Annotated in this window: 13 protein-coding genes and 3 rRNA genes; 8 read left to right on the forward strand and 8 right to left on the reverse strand. The window is 65.7% G+C overall.

All coding sequences use genetic code 11. The annotated features are described in order from the left end of the window. Positions 1 to 15: 15 nt before the first annotated feature. Genes OG254_RS23330 through OG254_RS23340 form a run of 3 tightly spaced genes read right to left on the reverse strand, consistent with a single transcriptional unit; the run spans position 16 to position 2,493 of the window. Positions 16 to 828: a hypothetical protein gene (locus OG254_RS23330; protein WP_405584935.1), complete on the reverse strand. Its 813-nt coding sequence runs from the start codon at positions 826 to 828 to the stop codon at positions 16 to 18. A gap of 16 nt (positions 829 to 844) precedes the next feature. Further along, on the reverse strand, positions 845 to 2,188 hold the full coding sequence (locus OG254_RS23335) for a hypothetical protein (protein WP_405584938.1): 1,344 nt from the start codon (positions 2,186 to 2,188) through the stop codon (positions 845 to 847). Further along, positions 2,188 to 2,493 carry a hypothetical protein gene (locus OG254_RS23340; protein WP_405584941.1) on the reverse strand — a complete coding sequence of 102 codons (306 nt, stop codon included), beginning with the start codon at positions 2,491 to 2,493 and terminating at the stop codon, positions 2,188 to 2,190. Before OG254_RS23340 ends, OG254_RS23335 begins: the two co-directional genes overlap by 1 nt. A 600-nt stretch (positions 2,494 to 3,093) precedes the next feature. Between OG254_RS23340 and OG254_RS23345 the strand changes: the two genes are divergently transcribed. The 6 genes from OG254_RS23345 (at position 3,094) to OG254_RS23370 (ending at position 10,330) form a co-directional block, all read left to right on the forward strand. Further along, complete coding sequence (locus tag OG254_RS23345) at positions 3,094 to 3,402, forward strand: hypothetical protein (protein WP_003991275.1); 309 nt, start codon at positions 3,094 to 3,096, stop codon at positions 3,400 to 3,402. 225 nt (positions 3,403 to 3,627) lie between these two features. Beyond that, positions 3,628 to 4,461, forward strand: a complete 834-nt coding sequence (locus OG254_RS23350) for a hypothetical protein (RefSeq protein ID WP_405584943.1) — start codon at positions 3,628 to 3,630, stop codon at positions 4,459 to 4,461. Continuing rightward, positions 4,451 to 5,770, forward strand: a complete 1,320-nt coding sequence (locus tag OG254_RS23355) for a hypothetical protein (protein ID WP_405584946.1) — start codon at positions 4,451 to 4,453, stop codon at positions 5,768 to 5,770. The genes OG254_RS23350 and OG254_RS23355 overlap by 11 nt, the downstream gene beginning before the upstream one ends. Next, on the forward strand, positions 5,767 to 7,326 hold the full coding sequence (locus OG254_RS23360; protein WP_405584949.1) for an SCO6880 family protein: 1,560 nt from the start codon (positions 5,767 to 5,769) through the stop codon (positions 7,324 to 7,326). Before OG254_RS23355 ends, OG254_RS23360 begins: the two co-directional genes overlap by 4 nt. 5 nt (positions 7,327 to 7,331) lie before the next feature. Next, positions 7,332 to 8,747 carry an ATP-binding protein gene (locus OG254_RS23365; protein ID WP_148000142.1) on the forward strand — a complete coding sequence of 472 codons (1,416 nt, stop codon included), beginning with the start codon at positions 7,332 to 7,334 and terminating at the stop codon, positions 8,745 to 8,747. A gap of 14 nt (positions 8,748 to 8,761) precedes the next feature. Beyond that, a complete protein-coding gene (locus tag OG254_RS23370; protein ID WP_405584952.1) occupies positions 8,762 to 10,330 on the forward strand; it encodes a TraM recognition domain-containing protein in 1,569 nt (522 codons plus the stop codon). Between the two features lie 67 nt (positions 10,331 to 10,397). On the opposite strand, the gene OG254_RS23375 is transcribed toward OG254_RS23370, so the two are convergent. Beyond that, the gene (locus OG254_RS23375; RefSeq protein WP_405584955.1) at positions 10,398 to 10,961 is read right to left on the reverse strand and encodes a GNAT family N-acetyltransferase; all 564 of its coding nucleotides are present in this window, start codon (positions 10,959 to 10,961) and stop codon (positions 10,398 to 10,400) included. A gap of 86 nt (positions 10,962 to 11,047) precedes the next feature. Between OG254_RS23375 and OG254_RS23380 the strand changes: the two genes are divergently transcribed. Together OG254_RS23380 and OG254_RS23385 are read left to right on the forward strand one after the other, a co-directional pair. Further along, the gene (locus OG254_RS23380; protein WP_405595139.1) at positions 11,048 to 12,298 is read left to right on the forward strand and encodes a sensor histidine kinase; all 1,251 of its coding nucleotides are present in this window, start codon (positions 11,048 to 11,050) and stop codon (positions 12,296 to 12,298) included. Next, positions 12,295 to 12,975, forward strand: coding sequence for a response regulator (locus tag OG254_RS23385; RefSeq protein WP_405584958.1), 681 nt, complete (start codon positions 12,295 to 12,297; stop codon positions 12,973 to 12,975). The genes OG254_RS23380 and OG254_RS23385 overlap by 4 nt, the downstream gene beginning before the upstream one ends. A gap of 53 nt (positions 12,976 to 13,028) precedes the next feature. Here the strand turns inward: OG254_RS23385 and rrf are convergent. The 4 genes from rrf to OG254_RS23405 form a co-directional block, all read right to left on the reverse strand. Next, positions 13,029 to 13,145: ribosomal RNA gene (gene rrf, locus OG254_RS23390) — 5S ribosomal RNA — on the reverse strand. 91 nt (positions 13,146 to 13,236) lie between these two features. Then, positions 13,237 to 16,356, reverse strand: a 23S ribosomal RNA gene (locus OG254_RS23395). Positions 16,357 to 16,666: 310 nt separating this feature from the next. Then, positions 16,667 to 18,192: ribosomal RNA gene (locus tag OG254_RS23400) — 16S ribosomal RNA — on the reverse strand. The 16S, 23S and 5S rRNA genes sit together here, the layout of an rRNA operon. Positions 18,193 to 18,854: 662 nt before the next feature. After that, the gene (locus OG254_RS23405) at positions 18,855 to 19,403 is read right to left on the reverse strand and encodes a MarR family winged helix-turn-helix transcriptional regulator (protein ID WP_148000145.1); all 549 of its coding nucleotides are present in this window, start codon (positions 19,401 to 19,403) and stop codon (positions 18,855 to 18,857) included. Between the last annotated feature and the right edge of the window lie 59 nt (positions 19,404 to 19,462).

Raw genomic sequence — 19,462 nt, forward strand, 5'->3', positions numbered from 1 at the left:
TCGGCCGGCGGTGAATCACCGAACTTCGACCCCTCCCACCTGCTTCACCACGTCGTCCACCAGAGCCTCGTCGCAGAGGGCCACCGACCAGTTGGAGCCGGCAACCAGGCCCTTGGGAGTCTGTCCACCGGTGATCTTCGACCAGAGCCCCTCATCGCGCGACCGCGCATCGTCGTAGATCGCGAGGTCGGCGCAGTGGTCCTGGTGCTGCTGTCCTCCCCTGCCCGTGGTGCAGTTCAGAAACTGCCAGCTCAGTGCCGGGTCGTTGTCGTCATCGTCCCGGTCCGTACATCCCACGGCCGCGTCCACCTTGTCGGCCAAGGCGTCGAGGTTCTTGTAGCTGGGATTGTCCGGGATCTCGGGGAGCTGATCCTCGTAGGGAGGCCGGTCGGGAGCGCCGGTCTCGCCGAGCGGCTTGAGGACGACGGCGTGCAGAGCCTCGGCCACGCGGGCGGCGAAGTCGGGGTCCATGACGCGGATGTACCAGTTACCGGCGGCTACCAGGGTGTGCTGGTAGGGCGGGTTGCGGCGCGAGGACATGGCGGTGCCCAGATGACTGGGGGTGTCCAGATGGAGTTCGAGCTCGACCGACTTCCCGGCCCCGAACTGGGCACCGCATCTGGTGGCGTCGCCGCTGGGCGACCTGCCGAGGACGGGGCAGGGGATCTTTGCCCGGTCCAGCGCCGATGCCAGGTCGTCCGTCGTCTTGAAGTCGGGGCCCTTCGGGACATTGCCCGGGATCGGCTTGTATGGCGCTCCGCCTGTCCGCTCGTCCGTGCATCCGGCCAGGACGACAGCGCAAAGACACGCCAGGGCGACAGCTCGCATTCTGCGCTTCAACGTACTAGTCCTTGGACGGAGTCGGCGGCGGGTTGGGGCTCGGTGACGGCGTGCCGGGTTCCGGTCGGCCCGTACCCGTGCCGCCGCCCATGCCGGCCGTGTCGTAGATCGGGTCAAGGCTCACGTTGTGCCCCGCAGGGGTCTGGCTCTCGATCTGATCGATGGCCTGGGTTCGTTCCCTGTCGCTCAGCGCGTCCCACGCCAGCGTGTCGTCGATGTGCGGTTGGAGACGATCCCAGTTCTCGCCCCGGGTCTTGATGTCGCCGCCACGGTGCGCCGAGTCGTCCCCGTAGGTCTCGTTCTTCTCCCGTACGTCCCGCGTATCGGCCGCGTACAGCGTGAACAGCTGCTTGTCCGTACCGGCTCCGTACTCGTCCTTGTCGCGGAGATCCTTGAGGTGGTAGGCGCTCAACCGGATGGCTTCGTTCGGATTCTGCTCGATGTACTTGGTGAGCTGGCGGTCACTCAAGTCCGATACCCGTCCACCATCCGCTGTCCTGAACGCATCTCCGTTGTTGTCGAGCGTCCGTCGTATCGTCTCCAGCTTCATATGCGTGATCCCCAGCGACTTGTCCGGCTTCAGCGTCTCCCGGAGCGTCCAGTCGAAGAATCCCCCGAACCACGGCAAGGGCCCCTCCAGATCCCGGTCGTGGTTCTGCCACCACTGCTGTTCCTGCCACAGGATGGCGAGCAGCAGCTTCTTGCTCATGCCCGTCTCCGCCGCCGCCCGGTTCACCGCATCGATCTGAGCCGGCGAGACATTGATGCGGTGCACCCCGTCGAGGTATTGCAGGCGTAGCGCGATGGCCAGCGGGCTGTTCTCGTCGAGAGCCTGCGAGACCAGCTTGGGGTCCTCGACGTCGGTCAGGGCTCGAATGGTGCGCAGTTCCGTCGCGGTCTCGTTGTCTGCCTCTTCGGCTTTGCGCAGGGCGTCGCCGACCAGGTCCGCCGCGTGCTGGAGTGAGCCGCCCTCGCTCTCGTCACGGCCTGCCTTCCATGTGGCCCGGCCGCTCGGGTCGATATGGATGCCGTACCGGTCGGCGTAGTCGAGCGCACTCTCGAGGTCCCGCTTGGCACCCTCGATCATTTCAGCGAGGGTGTCGTACGTCCGCATCAGGCCCTTGAGTGCCTCCGCAGCCGCCTCGAAGTCCTCGGCGTGCTTGACGAAACGTCTGCGCGCGGCTTCGCCGCTGTCGCTGACCCAGCACTTCTGCAGTGTCGAGGCGACCTCGTCACGTGCGTATGAGGCCATGTCCTGGCACTCCTTCGACGACCGGAGCGCGTCGTCGGCAGCGTCCCGCCACTGCTGGGGGCGGGCAGCCTTGAGCTCCTCGACCGTGATGGCCATCAGGCGCCGCCCTCCATCCGGTTGGCGGCCCTGCGCATCTCGTCGGCGATGGAGTGGTCCGTGCTGATCTCGCGGTCCATGGCCTTGTTCAGTCCCTCGGCCGCGTCCTCGACGAGATCTCCGAGCTCCCGCAGGCGCATCTGCCACGCGCGTACACAGTCGTCGCTGGCCGGTCCCGACTCCCACCCGCTGTACGCCTTGCCGGCGGCGGCCGCGTCGGTCAGCTCCCGTTTGGCGCGGCCCGAGCTGTTGGCCTTGCGTATGTCCTCGGACTTGCGCCGGATCGGGCCGTCCTCGAGAAGCACTTCGTCCCCCGTTGCTCTGGAATGCGAATCGACGCGAATGGATGTTGCATGTACTGATCACGGGCAGTCTACGAACGCCCCTCCACTCGGGGCAGTTCGCCGGGAGGACGACTCAAAGGTCCCTGGAAGCCCAGGGATGAACGCGCGAAAGGTACGGCCCCTTTGGAGGGCGGAGGAATGCCCCCGCCGCCCGGCAACGGTCTCCCGAGGCACCCCGGCGGACCGGCCGGCTTCACCTGACCGCCCGTCACCAGACCTGAACCGCAACGGGCCGCGGCACCCAGCTACGGCCCGTTGGCGTGTCGGCGATAGCCTTCACCCGGAGAACAACGGCACGAACCATCACCCGGCCGGCCGTCAGAAACGGCACCCGGCGTGAAGAGGGCCAACGACGCAACCACACGACAGGTTCCGCTCAGGCCTCGTTGCCCGGCGTGACCTGCCGTGATACACAGAGTGACCATACGAGCTATTCGTACGAATCCCGCCCATCAATGACGCCAAGTCGACATACGACGGCGCCATTGTCGGCGAGAATGATGCCTGACCTCTGCGCACCGCAGAGGATTGCGGAACTACCCAACAGGGGCGGTGACTTACATGCTCTTTGCGGCCGATAAGGGCGACATCAACACCATCATCGGCGGGATCGCTCCGGACTGGGGCCCCTTCGGCAGCCTGGGCAACGAGGCCAAGGTGATGATCGAGGTGGTGATGGCGGTGGCCATCCTGCTCTGCCTCGGTATCGCCATCTGGGGGGCGGCCAAACAGCGCATCGGCGCCACGGCGTTGCGCGACACCTTCAGCGCCGAGCAGGGCAAGGGTCTGATCATCGCCGGTCTGACGGGTGTCTTCATCATCGGCTCGCTGGGCACGCTGTTCACCATCGTGTACGGCATGGCCGTATAGGCCCCCCGGCAACCCGGATCCCCCGGATCCCCCCGATCTCCCCGATCCCCTCCGTCCGCTCCGGGCACGCCCGGTCCCCCTAGTCCCCCACCCACCTGTCGTGCCCACCGGCTGAGGTTGCGTTTCCCTGATGTCGAGTCACCACACCGCGCCCACGCGGGAACCAGCACGGCTACCGTCGTACTCCAACGTGTATCTGTCCGACGTCGAGGGGGCGTACGCGGCATGAGTCTCGGAGACGAGCGGGAGACCTCCGGCGGCTACGGAGGCACCGGTCAGACCCGTACGCGGCTGCCGGAGAGCAGCGGTGACGTGTACGGGGGTGCGCGGCGGGGCGGCCGTTCGTCGTCCCGGAGCCTGGTCACGGTGGTCGGCGTGGTGGTCCTCCTCATCGCCGCGATCGCCTTCGCGAACCGTGGAGAAGACGACTCCGCTTCCCCGAACGGGGACGAAAACCAGCCGAAATCCTCAACGACGGCGGCCACGGGGACACGACCGGTGGACGGGAAGGCCGCGGGGATCCCCGGGGGGTTCAGGCGAGATGAGCAGGGGGCGCAGAGCGCGGCGGCCAACTACTCGGTGGCGCTGGGGTCGGCGGACATGTTCAACACGGACAGACGGCACGAGATCGTCAACACTGTCTACGCCCCCGATGTAGCCGCCAAGCGGCAGGCGGACCTGGACAGCGCGTACGCCAGCGAGAAGTTCCTGACGAACATCGGCCTCGGCACTGACGGTGCCGCGCCGACGGGCCAGACGTTCATCTCCCGAGTCATCCCGGTGGGCACCAAGACCACGTCGTTCGGCACCGGTGCCGCCACCGTGGAGGTCTGGTACACGTCGCTCTTCGGTCTGTCCGGCGAAGGCTCGACCAACCCGGTGGCCGAGAGCTGGTACACCACGACCTACGAGCTGAAGTGGGTCGGCAACGACTGGAAGGTCACCGACTTCCAGCAGAAGGACGGACCCGTGCCGGTCGGGCGGGACCAGCAAGCCTCCACCGCTGACGACATGACGAAGGCCGTCGAGGAGTTCGGAGGGTTCACGTATGCGCGCTAACCGCCGCTTCCTCAAGCTCACCGCGGCCCTCGCCGCCGTACAGGCCACGACCGTACTGCTGGCCACCCGTGCCGTGGCAGCACCCACCCCGTCCCCCACCCCCTCGACGAGCAACGACCCCTGCGACCTGATCCGCGGCCCCGCCAAGGACTACTGCGAAAAAGACAACGGCGGCTCAGGCGGACGCTCAAGCGTCACCGACCCCACCTCCACCCTCGACCCCCTCTCCTCCCTCGCCAAGGGCTGCGCCGACGCCGCCTCCTGGACCGTCAAGCAGCTCAGCAAGGCCGTGCAGGAGACCGCGAACGTCGACTTCACGAACGCCAAGTTCCTCCAGCAGTACGCGGTCGTCTTCGCGGCGTCCACGATCCTCACGCTCCTCCTCTGGCTGCTGGCCGTGGCCAAGCGAGCCGTGAGGGGCGTCCCCCTCACCACCGCCATCAGCGAAGCGATCGGCTTCCTCTGGCTCACCGTCCTCGCGTCCGCGTTCACGCCCCTGATCCTCTACACGGTCGTATCGGCGACCGACGGCGTCACTGACGTCATCGCGAAGACGACCGGCAACCAGACGAACACCTTCTTCGGCACCTTCGCCGCCGCCCTGGAAAAGGGCGAGGACATCGGCGGCGGCCCGATCATGCTGATCGTCGTCTCCCTGGTGAGCATCCTCGCCGCCGGCATCCTCTGGCTGGAGCTCGTCATCCGCGCCGCCCTGCTCTACGTCGGCGCCCTGCTCGGCACCGTCGTCTACGCCGGCCTGGTCGACAAGAACCTCTGGGGCCACGTCCGCCGCTGGGCCGGCATCATGATCGCCGTCATCCTGGTGAAGCCGGTCATCGTGATAGTGCTCGGCCTGGCCGGCGCGCTGTCCGCCGACGACGGCCCGGACGCCTTCTCCGCCGTGGTCTCGGGCCTCGCCATCATCCTGCTCGCCATCTTCGCGAGCGCGATGATCTACCGCTTCGTCCCGGGCTTCGGCGACGAGATCGCAGGCTCCCGCAACAACCGCATCATGCGCGGCGCCGAGGGCAAGGCCGCCGCCGTGATCAGCTCCCCGGCGACCCTCGTCGCCCAGGGCATCAAGACGCACAGCTCCCGCGCGGACAACAACGGCGGTTCGGGCCAGTCCGGCGCCCGCCCCTCGAACCCCGCCGCCGGCGGCGTCGCCGCGCACAGCTCGCGCTCCTCGAACGGAGGCGGCGGATCTGTCCCCTCCGCCGCACCCGCACCCCGTTCGAGCAGCCCCGTGAACACCCCGCACGCAGGCAACACCCGCAACAGCAATCGTTCAGGAGGTGACGGGCGTTGACGACGCAGTCCCACGTGTCCCATCCGGTCACGCCCCGCCGTACATATCTGATCGGCCGCGCCCGGCCGAACGCCATCGTCGGACGCAACCGCGAGACCGGCGAGATCGCGCTGATCATCGCGGGCGCGTTCCTCGGCATGATGTGCGGACTCCTCGTCCCCGTCCTGTCCCTGCGCATCGCGGCGCTGACCGGCTTCCCGATGCTCGCGCTGGCCGCGGTCTACGTGCCGTACAAGCACCGGACCTTCTACAAGTGGTTCGAGATCAACCGCAGCTACAAGCGCAGCCTGCGCCAGGGCACGGCCTACCGCTCCGGTGTCGTCGAGGCCGGCACCCGCATCGACGGGCGTGAGGTCGAGATCGGTCCGCCGCCGGGCATCGGCCGCATCACGTGGCTCGCCGCCCCGTTCGGGCCCGACGAGATCGCCGTACTGCTGCACGCCGACCGCCGGACGGTCACCGCCGCCATCGAGATCGAGGGCCCGGGCGTCGGCCTGCGCGACTCCGAGGACCAGGAGGCCCTCGTCGACCGCTTCGGCACCCTGCTGAAGCACGTCGCCAACGGGGACGGCTTCGTCACCCGCCTCCAGATGCTCGCCCGCACCCTCCCGGCCGACCCGGACGCCCACGCCAAGGACGTCGCCGTACGCGGCGACGACCGGACCCCGGCCTGGCTGCAGCAGTCGTACGACCAACTCCAGTCCATGGTGTCGACGAGCAGCGAGCAGCACCGCGCCTACCTCGTCGCCTGCATGCACTTCACCCGTGAACTGGCCGCCGAGGCCATGGCGATGGCCCGCGCGGCCCGCCCGCACGGCGGCGGCAAGGTCGACCGGGACTCCGGACTCGCGGTCGTCATGGCCCGCGAGCTGACCGACATCTGCTCGCGCCTGCAGGAGGCGGACATCCGCGTACGGCAGCCGCTCGGCCAGGGCCGGCTCGCCTCCCTCATCCACTCCATGTACGACCCGGACCACCCGATCGACCACATCCAGGCGATGACGAAACGTAATGCCTGGCCGGCCGAGCTGGACGCGATGGAGCCGACGTTCCTGCAGGCGAAGACGCGGGAGTCCTCCACCCGCGCCCCCTGGTGCCACGCCACGGCCTGGGTGAAGGAGTGGCCGATGACCCCGGTCGGCGTCAACTTCCTGGCGCCCCTGCTCGTCCACACCCCGGACGTCATCCGCACGGTCGCCGTCACGATGGACCTCGAACCCACCGAGGTCGCCATCGAGCGCATGCTGACCGAGAAGACCAACGACGAGGCCGAAGCCAGCCGCGCCGCCAAGATGAACCGCACCGTCGACCCCCGTGACGTCGCCGCCCACACCCGCCTCGACCAGCGCGGCGAGGACCTCGCGAGCGGCGCCGCCGGCGTCAACCTCGTCGGCTACATCACCGTCTCCTCCCGCTCCCCCGAGTCCCTGGCGCGCGACAAGCGGACCATCCGGGCGTCGGCCGGAAAGTCGTATCTGAAGCTGGAGTGGTGCGATCGCGAGCACCACCGGGCATTCGTCAACACGCTCCCCTTCGCCACCGGCATTCGGAGGTAGGACCTATGCGGGACCCGCTGTCCGTCCTCACCGACGCCTTCACGTCCTTCCTCTTCGGGAAGGTCGAGACGACCCGGCTTCCGGTGCGCACGTCCACGGGCCAGGCCCAGGCGGTCTACCTCCCCACCGCCGCCCCCGGGCTCGGCGACTCGGGCGTGATCATCGGCCGCGAGGTGTACTCCGGGAAGGGCTACATCTACGACCCCTTCCAGCTCTACGGCCAGCAGCTCCCCGCCCCGCACTGGCTGGTCCTCGGCGAGTCCGGCAACGGCAAGTCGGCCCTGGAGAAGACGTACGTCCTGCGCCAGCTGCGCTTCCGCGACCGCCAGGTCGTCGTCCTGGACGCCCAGGGCGAGGACGGCGTCGGCGAATGGAACCTCATCGCGCAGGAGCTGGGGATAACCCCCATCCGTCTGGACCCGATGGCGGCCCTGGACATGGGCATCCGCCTCAACCCCCTCGACCCGGCGATCACGACGACGGGCCAGCTGGCCCTGCTGCGCACGATCATCGAGGTCGCGATGGGCCACGGCCTCGACGAGCGCTCCGGCTTCGCGCTGAAGGTCGCGCACGCCTACGTCAACGAGACCATCGTCGAGCGCCAGCCCGTCCTCACCGACATCGTCGAGCAGCTACGGCACCCCGAGCCGGAGTCGGCGGAGGCGATGAACGTCGCCATAGACGACGTACGGGCGTGGGGCCTGGACGTGGCGCTGGTCCTGGACCGTCTGGTCGACGGTGACCTCAGGGGCATGTTCGACGGCCCCACGACGGTCGGCATCGACCTGGACGCGCCCCTCATTGTGTTCGATTTGTCCCACATCGACCGCAACTCCATCGCCATGCCGATCCTGATGGCGATCGTCGGCGTATGGCTGGAACACACCTGGATCCGCCCCGACCGGAAGAAGCGCATCTTCCTGGTCGAGGAGGCCTGGCACATCATCAACAGCCCGTTCGTGGCCCAGCTGTTCCAGCGGCTGCTGAAGTTCGGCCGCCGGCTCGGCCTGTCCTTCGTGGCGGTCGTCCACCACCTGTCGGACGTCGTCGACGGCGCGGCGGCGAAGGAAGCGGCCGCGATCCTGAAGATGGCGTCGACCAGGACGATCTACGCGCAGAAGGCCGACGAGGCGAGGTCGACGGGCCTGGTGCTGGGCCTCCCGCGCTGGGCGGTGGAGATCATCCCCAGCCTCACCCCCGGCATCGCGGTGTGGGACGTCAACGGCAACGTCCAGGTCGTCAAACACCTGGTCACCGAGACGGAACGCCCCCTCGTCTTCACCGACCGCGCGATGACCGAGTCGTCCGCCGACCGCGACCTGGCCGACGACGCGCTGCGCGCCGCCGAGCTGGAGGCCGAGGAGCGGGCGGCGGCGTTCGTGGAGCAGCACCTGGGCGACTCCGAATCGACGGTGGCGTAGGGGTAGGGGGCAGCGTGAGACCGGACGACCACCGCAACGGCCGGAACCACGGGGACAGCCAAGGAGGCATCCCCGACGGCCTGTTGCTCGGCCTGCTCGCCTTCCTCCTCGGCATGACCCTGCTGGTCTGGACGGCGACGGGACTGGCCGCGCTGTTCTCCCACGGCACCTGGCCGTCCGGAGTCACCTTCACGCGCACACCGCTCGCGATGCGCTCCCTGATCGCCGAGCCCCACGACATCCCGGGCGCCTGGCCGGACACACCAGCCGGCCAACTGTCCGGCTACGGCCTGTTCTGGGGCCTGTTCATCGGCCAGTTGATGGTCCTCGTCGTGCTGACGGTGTTCGTCCTGGGGACGGTGGCCCGGTGGCGGGCGGTCAGGGCGGGGCGGCGAGTGGGGAAGGCAGGGGCTCCGGAAGAACCGTGTCTCGCCGACCCCGGGCCGCCGCCCGCGCCGGTGCAGCACGAGGTGCCGGCACCGCGGAGGGAGGCGGAGCTCACGGGAGCCCGGGACGGTCTGAGCCGGCCGCTGGAGGTAGGTCCTGACGCCGGGTCACCGACGACGGTCGCGGAGGGAACGGAACGCATCGAGGCAACGGCGCCCGCGGCGCCGCCGGTGGCCCACACCCCGCCGCCCGTCACCGCACGGCCCGGCGGGCGGGAGAAGATCCTCGTAGCCCCGAAAGAGACCCGCCAGACCACCGCGACCCAGGCGGTCCACGACGCGGAGGGCCCCGCCCTCGTCGTCACCTCGAACCCTGCCCTCTGGCAGGACACGAAGGACGCCCGCGGCAAACTCGGCCCGGTCCTCCTCTACGACCCCACCCACCTGTGCGACACCCCGGCCCGCCTCCACTGGACCCCCACCACGGGCTGCGAGGACAAGCAGACAGCGGTCTCGCGAGCGACCGCGCTCCTGGCGCCGGTCCGCCCCACCTCCCGGCTCGACCAAGCGGTGAGCGACACGGCCGAAACGCTCCTGCGCAGCTACCTCCACGCCGCCGCCATCGACGGCCGCACCATCCGCCACGTCCACCGCTGGTCCCAGGGCACCCAGATCCAGGACGCGGTACGCATCCTCCGCACGAACCCCAAGGCGGCACCGGGCTCGGCCGGCGAACTCGAAGCGGCCCTCACGGCCCACCCGGAACGCCGCGACATGGCCCAGGAGTTGACCACGAGGGCACTCGCCGCGCTGTCCATGGTCAACATCCGGGAGTCCTGCACTCCCAACCGAACGGATGCCCTCACCTTGGATTCCTTCATCGATGAAGGGGGCACGCTTTATGTGGTGGGTGAATCCATCGAGGACCCCCGAGCCAACCCGGGCGCCATGCCACTGTTGACGGCCCTCGCCGCAAGCGTGGTCGAGCGCGGCCGGCGCATGGCCGAACGGTCATCCTCCGGTCGCCTCGACCCACCACTGACGCTCGTCCTGGACGACGTCGCCGCCGTGGCTCCGCTTCCCCAACTGCCGGAGCTGCTGGCAACCGGAGCGGACCGGGGCATGCCGACCCTGGCCCTGCTCCGGTCCCGCGAACAGGCCCGCTCCCGCTGGCCGCACGACGAACTCCCGGTGTAGGCGAAGTCCTGGTGTAGGCGAACTTCCGCTGGAGGCTAGCCGAGCACCGCCCCGGCCGCTACGGCTGCTACGGCCGCTCGATGACGAACTCCAACTCGGCGTCCTCCGCCCCCTCACCCAGCGGCACGATCACCCCACTCGGCTCGAACCCCACCTTCCGGTAGAACCGCTGCGCCCGCCCGTTCTCCTCGTGCACGATGAGCCGCACCCGCTCCGCGCCCCGCGACCACGCCCACTCCAGGCCGGCGTCGAACAGCACGTCGGTCAGCCCGCTCCCCCGCTCCTCGGGCCGTACGAACACGCCGACGAGATGCCCCTGCTTGCGCTCCACGGCGAAGCCGGCCCAGTCGGTCGTGCCCGGTTCCTCGACCAGCACGGTCAACGTCCCGACCCAGGCTCCGTCCGGCCCTTCGGCGATGATCTGCTGCACCCCGTCGGCCCCCTCACAGGCCTGGGCCGCCCGCTCCTGCCAGAAGGAGTCGGGCCGGGCCGCGGCCTGGTCGTAGGTCTCCAGGAACGCGAGCGGCGCGATGGGATCCTGCAGCGCGGCGAGCCGCAACTCCTTTGCGGCGGGCCACTCGTCGGCCCGTATGGAACGGATGACGTAGGCCCCGGGGTTCATGGTGCTCATGGTCGCCACCGTAGTACCCGGGTACGACATCGCTCACCCGGATTCCTGCCCAGGGTCCTGTGCCGGCCACCACCGCACCCCGCACGATGGACCACGTGACGCAAGAGCGAGCGACGACGGAACCTCTCACCCAGCACGTCCAGCGCATCAGCGGACGCGTGCGCGCCTTCGACCGACGCCACCCGCTCGCCTGGGACCTGCACCTCACCGGCTTCTGGGTGCTGGCCGCCCTGATCGACTACTCCGGCGGCGGCTGGCTCAACGTGGCCCGCGACCGCGACAACCCCGGCTGGCTGGTCCTCAGCCTGAGCCTCGGCCTGTCCGTCCCGCTCCTCCTGCGACGCACCCACCCCCGCGCCGTCCTCCTGGCCATAGCCCCGTTCGCCCTGGTCAACGCCTGGACCGGCACCGCCCTCCAAGCGGTATTGCTCCAACTGCTCGTCGTCTTCCACATCGCCCTGCGCCGCCCTCCCCTCAACCTCTGGTGGGCGACGGCCCTGATCACCGCACCCGTGGCCGTGATGGCGGCCCGTCACCCACAGGGGACCCCGGACAAGGACATCGTCCCGGTCCTGATGTCCATCGCCGTCGCGGTCGCCGTCGGCATCACGGTCCGCACCCGCCGCGACCACACCGAGGCCCTGGAGGACCGCGCCCGCCGTCTGGAGATCGAACGCGACCAGCAGGCCCAGCTCGCCGCCGCGGCCGAACGAGCCCGCATCGCCCGCGAGATGCACGACATCATCGGCCACAACCTCTCCGTCATCACCGGCCTGGCCGACGGCGGTCAGTACGCGGCCGCCAAGTCCCCGGAACGCGCCACCCAGGCCCTGCACGCCATCGCCACCACCAGCCGCCAGGCCATGGCCGAACTACGCCGCCTCCTCGACGTCCTACGCGACGAGGAACACCCCCGAGGACCTCACCCGGAACTCACCCCGCAACCCACCCTCACCGACCTCACCCAGCTCATCGAGGGCGTACGCGCCGCAGGCCTCCCCCTCCACACCACGACCCACGGCACCCCCGACCTCCCCCCGGGCCGCCAACTCACCGTCTACCGCGTCATCCAGGAAGCCCTCACCAACACCCTGAAACACGCGGGCCCCGGCACAACGGCGCACATAGAGCTCTCATACGAGGAGAAGGGCGCCGTCACCGCGACCGTGACCGACACCGGCAACGGCGGCCCCTCCAGGCCCACGGGCGGCCGCGGCCTGCCAGGAATGCGCGAGCGAACAGCCCTGTACGGCGGCACACTTGAGGCCGGCCCACGCCCGCACCCCGAACAGGGCTGGCGCGTCCACCTGCACCTCCCGGAGGAAACCCCGCAGTGACCACCGTCCTCATAGCCGACGACCAGCCCCTCCAGCGCTTCGGCTTCCGGATGCTGCTGGAAAGCCAGGACGACATGACAGTGCTGGGCGAAGCCGCCAACGGCAGCGAGGCGATCCGCATGACCGCGGAGCTGCATCCCGACGTGATCCTGATGGACGTCCGCATGCCCGGCCTGGACGGCATCGAGGCCACCCGCCGCATCACCGCCTCCGGCGACCGCACCCGGGTCCTGATCCTCACCACTTTCGACCTCGACGAGTACGCCTACGCCGGCCTCCGCGCAGGCGCCTCCGGCTTCCTCGTCAAGGACGCCCAGCCGGAGGAACTCCTCTCCGGCATCCGCGCAGTCGCCACCGGCGACGCGGTGGTCGCCCCGAGCCTGACCCGCCGCCTCCTCGACGCGTACGCCCACCACCTCCCGCCGCAAAGCCACGCCGAAGGCCAAGAGACATCGGCTCTGGACCACCCCCGCCTGTCTCCCCTCACCGACCGCGAACGCGAGATCCTCACGGTGGTCGGCAAGGGCTGGACGAACACGGAAATAGCCACCCGCCTCCACCTGGCCGAGTCGACGGTGAAGACCCACGTGGGCCGCATCCTCGCGAAGACGGGCTCCAGGGATCGAATTCAGGCGGTGATTCTGGCGTACGACACCGGACTGGTTGAGCCGTCCTGAGCCAGAAATGCAGAAAGGCCCACGCCATATGGCGTGGGCCTTTCTCAAAATTTGTTCGGCGGCGTCCTACTCTCCCACAGGGTCCCCCCTGCAGTACCATCGGCGCTGTAAGGCTTAGCTTCCGGGTTCGGAATGTAACCGGGCGTTTCCCTCACGCTATAACCACCGAAACACTATGAAACTGTCGAACTATGCCGCACCGTACGTGGCCATACGGGGCCGTTCGTGGTTTCAGAACCAACACAGTGGACGCGAGCCTCTATGGACAAGCCCTCGGCCTATTAGTACCGGTCACCTCCACACGTTACCGTGCTTCCAGATCCGGCCTATCAACCCAGTCGTCTACTGGGAGCCTTACCCCATCTAGTGGGTGGGAATACTCATCTCGAAGCAGGCTTCCCGCTTAGATGCTTTCAGCGGTTATCCCTCCCGAACGTAGCCAACCAGCCATGCCCTTGGCAGAACAACTGGCACACCAGAGGTTCGTCCGTCCCGGTCCTCTCGTACTAGGGACAGCCCTTCTCAATATTCCTGCGCGCGCAGCGGATAGGGACCGAACTGTCTCACGACGTTCTAAACCCAGCTCGCGTACCGCTTTAATGGGCGAACAGCCCAACCCTTGGGACCGACTCCAGCCCCAGGATGCGACGAGCCGACATCGAGGTGCCAAACCATCCCGTCGATATGGACTCTTGGGGAAGATCAGCCTGTTATCCCCGGGGTACCTTTTATCCGTTGAGCGACGGCGCTTCCACAAGCCACCGCCGGATCACTAGTCCCGACTTTCGTCCCTGCTCGACCCGTCGGTCTCACAGTCAAGCTCCCTTGTGCACTTACACTCAACACCTGATTGCCAACCAGGCTGAGGGAACCTTTGGGCGCCTCCGTTACTCTTTAGGAGGCAACCGCCCCAGTTAAACTACCCATCAGACACTGTCCCTGATCCGGATCACGGACCCAGGTTAGACATCCAGCACGACCAGACTGGTATTTCAACGACGACTCCCCCTGAACTGGCGTCCAGAGTTCACAGTCTCCCAGCTATCCTACACAAGCCGAACCGAACACCAATATCAAACTGTAGTAAAGGTCCCGGGGTCTTTCCGTCCTGCTGCGCGAAACGAGCATCTTTACTCGTAGTGCAATTTCACCGGGCCTATGGTTGAGACAGTCGAGAAGTCGTTACGCCATTCGTGCAGGTCGGAACTTACCCGACAAGGAATTTCGCTACCTTAGGATGGTTATAGTTACCACCGCCGTTTACTGGCGCTTAAGTTCTCAGCTTCGCCATGACGAATCATGACTAACCGGTCCCCTTAACGTTCCAGCACCGGGCAGGCGTCAGTCCGTATACATCGCCTTACGGCTTCGCACGGACCTGTGTTTTTAGTAAACAGTCGCTTCTCGCTGGTCTCTGCGGCCACCCCCAGCTCACCGAGTAAATCGGATCACCGGACATGGCCCCCCTTCTCCCGAAGTTACGGGGGCATTTTGCCGAGTTCCTTAACCATAGTTCACCCGAACGCCTCGGTATTCTCTACCTGACCACCTGAGTCGGTTTAGGGTACGGGCCGCCATGAAACTCGCTAGAGGCTTTTCTCGACAGCATAGGATCATCCACTTCACCACAATCGGCTCGGCATCAGGTCTCAGCCTCATGTGCGACGGATTTACCTATCGCACGGCCTACACCCTTACCCCGGGACAACCACCGCCCGGGCTGGACTACCTTCCTGCGTCACCCCATCACTCACCTACTACAGGTCTGGTCCGTCGGCTCCACCACTCCCCTTTGCCCGAAGGCTCCAGGGCGGCTTCACGGACTTAGCATCGCCTGGTTCAATGTTTGACGCTTCACAGCGGGTACCGGAATATCAACCGGTTATCCATCGACTACGCCTGTCGGCCTCGCCTTAGGTCCCGACTTACCCTGGGCAGATCAGCTTGACCCAGGAACCCTTAGTCAATCGGCGCACACGTTTCTCACGTGTGTATCGCTACTCATGCCTGCATTCTCACTCGTGAACCGTCCACAACTCGCTTCCGCGGCTGCTTCACCCGGCACACGACGCTCCCCTACCCATCACAGCGGGCGTTGGCCCTCATGCTGCAATGACACGACTTCGGCGGTACGCTTGAGCCCCGCTACATTGTCGGCGCGGAATCACTAGACCAGTGAGCTATTACGCACTCTTTCAAGGGTGGCTGCTTCTAAGCCAACCTCCTGGTTGTCTGTGCGACTCCACATCCTTTCCCACTTAGCGTACGCTTAGGGGCCTTAGTCGATGCTCTGGGCTGTTTCCCTCTCGACCATGGAGCTTATCCCCCACAGTCTCACTGCCGCGCTCTCACTTACCGGCATTCGGAGTTTGGCTAAGGTCAGTAACCCGGTAGGGCCCATCGCCTATCCAGTGCTCTACCTCCGGCAAGAAACACACGACGCTGCACCTAAATGCATTTCGGGGAGAACCAGCTATCACGGAGTTTGATTGGCCTTTCACCCCTAACCACAGGTCATCCCCCAGGTTTTCAACCCTGGTGGGTTCGGTCCTCCACGAAGTCTTACCTCCGCTTCAACCTGCCCATGGCTAGATCACTCCGCTTCGGGTCTTGAGCGCGCTACTATGTCGCCCTATTCGGACTCGCTTTCGCTACGGCTTCCCCACACGGGTTAACCTCGCAACACACCGCAAACTCGCAGGCTCATTCTTCAAAAGGCACGCAGTCACGAGATACGTGCAAGCACGTATCCGACGCTCCCACGGCTTGTAGGCACACGGTTTCAGGTACTATTTCACTCCGCTCCCGCGGTACTTTTCACCATTCCCTCACGGTACTATCCGCTATCGGTCACCAGGGAATATTTAGGCTTAGCGGGTGGTCCCGCCAGATTCACACGGGATTTCTCGGGCCCCGTGCTACTTGGGTGTCTCTCAAACGAGCCGCTGATGTTTCGACTACGGGGGTCTTACCCTCTACGCCGGACCTTTCGCATGTCCTTCGCCTACATCAACGGTTTCTGACTCGTCTCACAGCCGGCAGACTGTGAAAGAGAGATCCCACAACCCCGCACACGCAACCCCTGCCGGGTCTCACACGTATACGGTTTGGCCTCATCCAGTTTCGCTCGCCACTACTCCCGGAATCACGGTTGTTTTCTCTTCCTGCGGGTACTGAGATGTTTCACTTCCCCGCGTTCCCTCCACTTGCCCTATGTGTTCAGGCAAGGGTGACAGCCCATGACGACTGCCGGGTTTCCCCATTCGGACACCCCCGGATCAAAGCCTGGTTGACGACTCCCCGGGGCCTATCGTGGCCTCCCACGTCCTTCATCGGTTCCTGGTGCCAAGGCATCCACCGTGCGCCCTTAAAAACTTGGCCACAGATGCTCGCGTCCACTGTGCAGTTCTCAAACAACGACCAGTACACCGTCACACACCACTTTCGTGGTGCTACACCGGCGCCGGCAACTGAAGGCAGCCATAACGGCCGTGCCCTCAGACACCCAACAACGTGCCCGGCACACCCGCCTCTTCTTCATCCATTCCACGCCGAAGCAGTACTAGGAAGAGAAGACGATCAAGTGTGCCGAATAATCAACGTTCCACCCATGAGCAACCACCGTCGAACGTTTGCCGACGTAGTGGCCTCTGACCTCGTCCCGAAGGACTCGGTAAGAAGTGCTCCTTAGAAAGGAGGTGATCCAGCCGCACCTTCCGGTACGGCTACCTTGTTACGACTTCGTCCCAATCGCCAGTCCCACCTTCGACAGCTCCCTCCCACAAGGGGTTGGGCCACCGGCTTCGGGTGTTACCGACTTTCGTGACGTGACGGGCGGTGTGTACAAGGCCCGGGAACGTATTCACCGCAGCAATGCTGATCTGCGATTACTAGCAACTCCGACTTCATGGGGTCGAGTTGCAGACCCCAATCCGAACTGAGACCGGCTTTTTGAGATTCGCTCCACCTCACGGTATCGCAGCTCATTGTACCGGCCATTGTAGCACGTGTGCAGCCCAAGACATAAGGGGCATGATGACTTGACGTCGTCCCCACCTTCCTCCGAGTTGACCCCGGCGGTCTCCTGTGAGTCCCCATCACCCCGAAGGGCATGCTGGCAACACAGAACAAGGGTTGCGCTCGTTGCGGGACTTAACCCAACATCTCACGACACGAGCTGACGACAGCCATGCACCACCTGTACACCGACCACAAGGGGGGCACTATCTCTAATGCTTTCCGGTGTATGTCAAGCCTTGGTAAGGTTCTTCGCGTTGCGTCGAATTAAGCCACATGCTCCGCTGCTTGTGCGGGCCCCCGTCAATTCCTTTGAGTTTTAGCCTTGCGGCCGTACTCCCCAGGCGGGGAACTTAATGCGTTAGCTGCGGCACCGACGACGTGGAATGTCGCCAACACCTAGTTCCCACCGTTTACGGCGTGGACTACCAGGGTATCTAATCCTGTTCGCTCCCCACGCTTTCGCTCCTCAGCGTCAGTAATGGCCCAGAGATCCGCCTTCGCCACCGGTGTTCCTCCTGATATCTGCGCATTTCACCGCTACACCAGGAATTCCGATCTCCCCTACCACACTCTAGCTAGCCCGTATCGAATGCAGACCCGGGGTTAAGCCCCGGGCTTTCACACCCGACGTGACAAGCCGCCTACGAGCTCTTTACGCCCAATAATTCCGGACAACGCTTGCGCCCTACGTATTACCGCGGCTGCTGGCACGTAGTTAGCCGGCGCTTCTTCTGCAGGTACCGTCACTTTCGCTTCTTCCCTGCTGAAAGAGGTTTACAACCCGAAGGCCGTCATCCCTCACGCGGCGTCGCTGCATCAGGCTTTCGCCCATTGTGCAATATTCCCCACTGCTGCCTCCCGTAGGAGTCTGGGCCGTGTCTCAGTCCCAGTGTGGCCGGTCGCCCTCTCAGGCCGGCTACCCGTCGTCGCCTTGGTGAGCCATTACCTCACCAACAAGCTGATAGGCCGCGGGCTCATCCTTCACCGCCGGAGCTTTTAACCTCCACCCAGGAGAGTGGAAGTGTTATCCGGTATTAGACCCCGTTTCCAGGGCTTGTCCCAGAGTGAAGGGCAGATTGCCCACGTGTTACTCACCCGTTCGCCACTAATCCCCACCGAAGTGGTTCATCGTTCGACTTGCATGTGTTAAGCACGCCGCCAGCGTTCGTCCTGAGCCAGGATCAAACTCTCCGTGAATGTTTACCCGTAATCGGGTGCACACATCACGAGAGCGGAACAGTCAGGCGGAATAGGCCCGACCGTTCACAGCGTCCTCGCTGTGTTTATTTCAAAGGAACCTCGTCCCAACCGGAAGACCGGCCGGAGACGGGGTATCAACATATCTGGCGTTGATTTTTGGCACGCTGTTGAGTTCTCAAGGAACGGACGCTTCCTTTGTACTCACCCTCTCGGGCTTTCCTCCGGGCGCTTCCCTTCGGTCTTGCGTTTCCGACTCTATCAGACCGTTTCCCGATCCGATTTCCTCGGTGCTTTCCAGGTTCCCGCTTTCGCGTTTCCCTTTCCGGCGGTTCCGACTCTATCAGATCCTTTCGGGCCTGACTCCCAGTCAGCGGGGTTTGTCTTCCCGGCCGTTGGGCCGTTCCGACGTCTCAAACCTTAGCGGACTCTCTCGGTGATTCCCAATCGGGCTACCGAGTCCCAATTCGAATTGAATTCGGGCATGCCAAAATCGACCCGGTTGGGAGATCGTGCTGGTGGTTTGATTGCCGCTCTCGCGGCGGGAGGTGCTGTCGCAGAACCGTTACGGCTCAGCGGCAACCCGGAGAACTTTACGGATCGGGCAAGGGGCTGTCAAGCATCCCCTGTCAAGATCTTTTCCCGAGGTGGCGCACCCCGCGTCAGTCCAGGTCGCTGAGGCGTCCGCCGGCATCCGGCTGGGCGTGCTCCACCCTACGGAGCAGGCGGGTCAGGGCGTCACCGAGGGCGGTGCGCTCGTCCGGCGAGAGGTCCTGGAGGAGCTCCTCCTCGAAGACCGACGCCAAGCGCATCGCCTCCAGCCACTTCTCGCGCCCCTCCGCGGTCAGCTCCACGATGACGCGGACGCGGTTGGACTCGTCGCGCTCCCGGGTGACCAGGCCCTCGGCGAGCATGCGGTCGATCCGGTGGGTCATCGCGGCCGGGGTGAGGCCGAGGCGCTTGGCGAGGTCGCTCGGGCCCATGCGGTACGGGGCGCCGGAGAGGACGAGTGCCTTGAGGACCTCCCACTCGGCGTTGCTGATGCCGAGGGCGGAGGTCTGGCGGCCGTAGGCGACGTTCATACGGCGGTTCAGACGGGACAGCGCCGAGACGATCTGCTCGACCTGGGGGTCGAGGTCCTGGAACTCGCGCTGGTAGGCGGCGATCTGTTCTTCGAGTGTCGGTTCGCCGATGTCGGGGGTGTCGCCCATGGGCCGAGTATGGCACGGGCCCGCTTGGCGTTGAAGTCCTTCGACGTGTACTGTTTAGC

Origin of the sequence: Streptomyces sp. NBC_01092 (assembly GCF_045039535.1) — a bacterium.
Taxonomy (GTDB): Bacteria; Actinomycetota; Actinomycetes; order Streptomycetales; family Streptomycetaceae; genus Streptomyces.

What these genes read in the sequence shown, in the direction of transcription:
- OG254_RS23330 (WP_405584935.1), bottom strand. Translation starts at nt 828, where the DNA reads ATGCGAGCTGTCGCCCTGGCGTGTCTTTGCGCTGTCGTCCTGGCCGGA.
- OG254_RS23335 (WP_405584938.1), bottom strand. Translation starts at nt 2,188, where the DNA reads ATGGCCATCACGGTCGAGGAGCTCAAGGCTGCCCGCCCCCAGCAGTGG.
- OG254_RS23345 (WP_003991275.1), top strand. Translation starts at nt 3,094, where the DNA reads ATGCTCTTTGCGGCCGATAAGGGCGACATCAACACCATCATCGGCGGG.
- OG254_RS23350 (WP_405584943.1), top strand. Translation starts at nt 3,628, where the DNA reads ATGAGTCTCGGAGACGAGCGGGAGACCTCCGGCGGCTACGGAGGCACC.
- OG254_RS23355 (WP_405584946.1), top strand. Translation starts at nt 4,451, where the DNA reads ATGCGCGCTAACCGCCGCTTCCTCAAGCTCACCGCGGCCCTCGCCGCC.
- OG254_RS23365 (WP_148000142.1), top strand. Translation starts at nt 7,332, where the DNA reads ATGCGGGACCCGCTGTCCGTCCTCACCGACGCCTTCACGTCCTTCCTC.
- OG254_RS23375 (WP_405584955.1), bottom strand. Translation starts at nt 10,961, where the DNA reads ATGAGCACCATGAACCCCGGGGCCTACGTCATCCGTTCCATACGGGCC.
- OG254_RS23380 (WP_405595139.1), top strand. Translation starts at nt 11,048, where the DNA reads ATGGACCACGTGACGCAAGAGCGAGCGACGACGGAACCTCTCACCCAG.
- OG254_RS23405 (WP_148000145.1), bottom strand. Translation starts at nt 19,403, where the DNA reads ATGGGCGACACCCCCGACATCGGCGAACCGACACTCGAAGAACAGATC.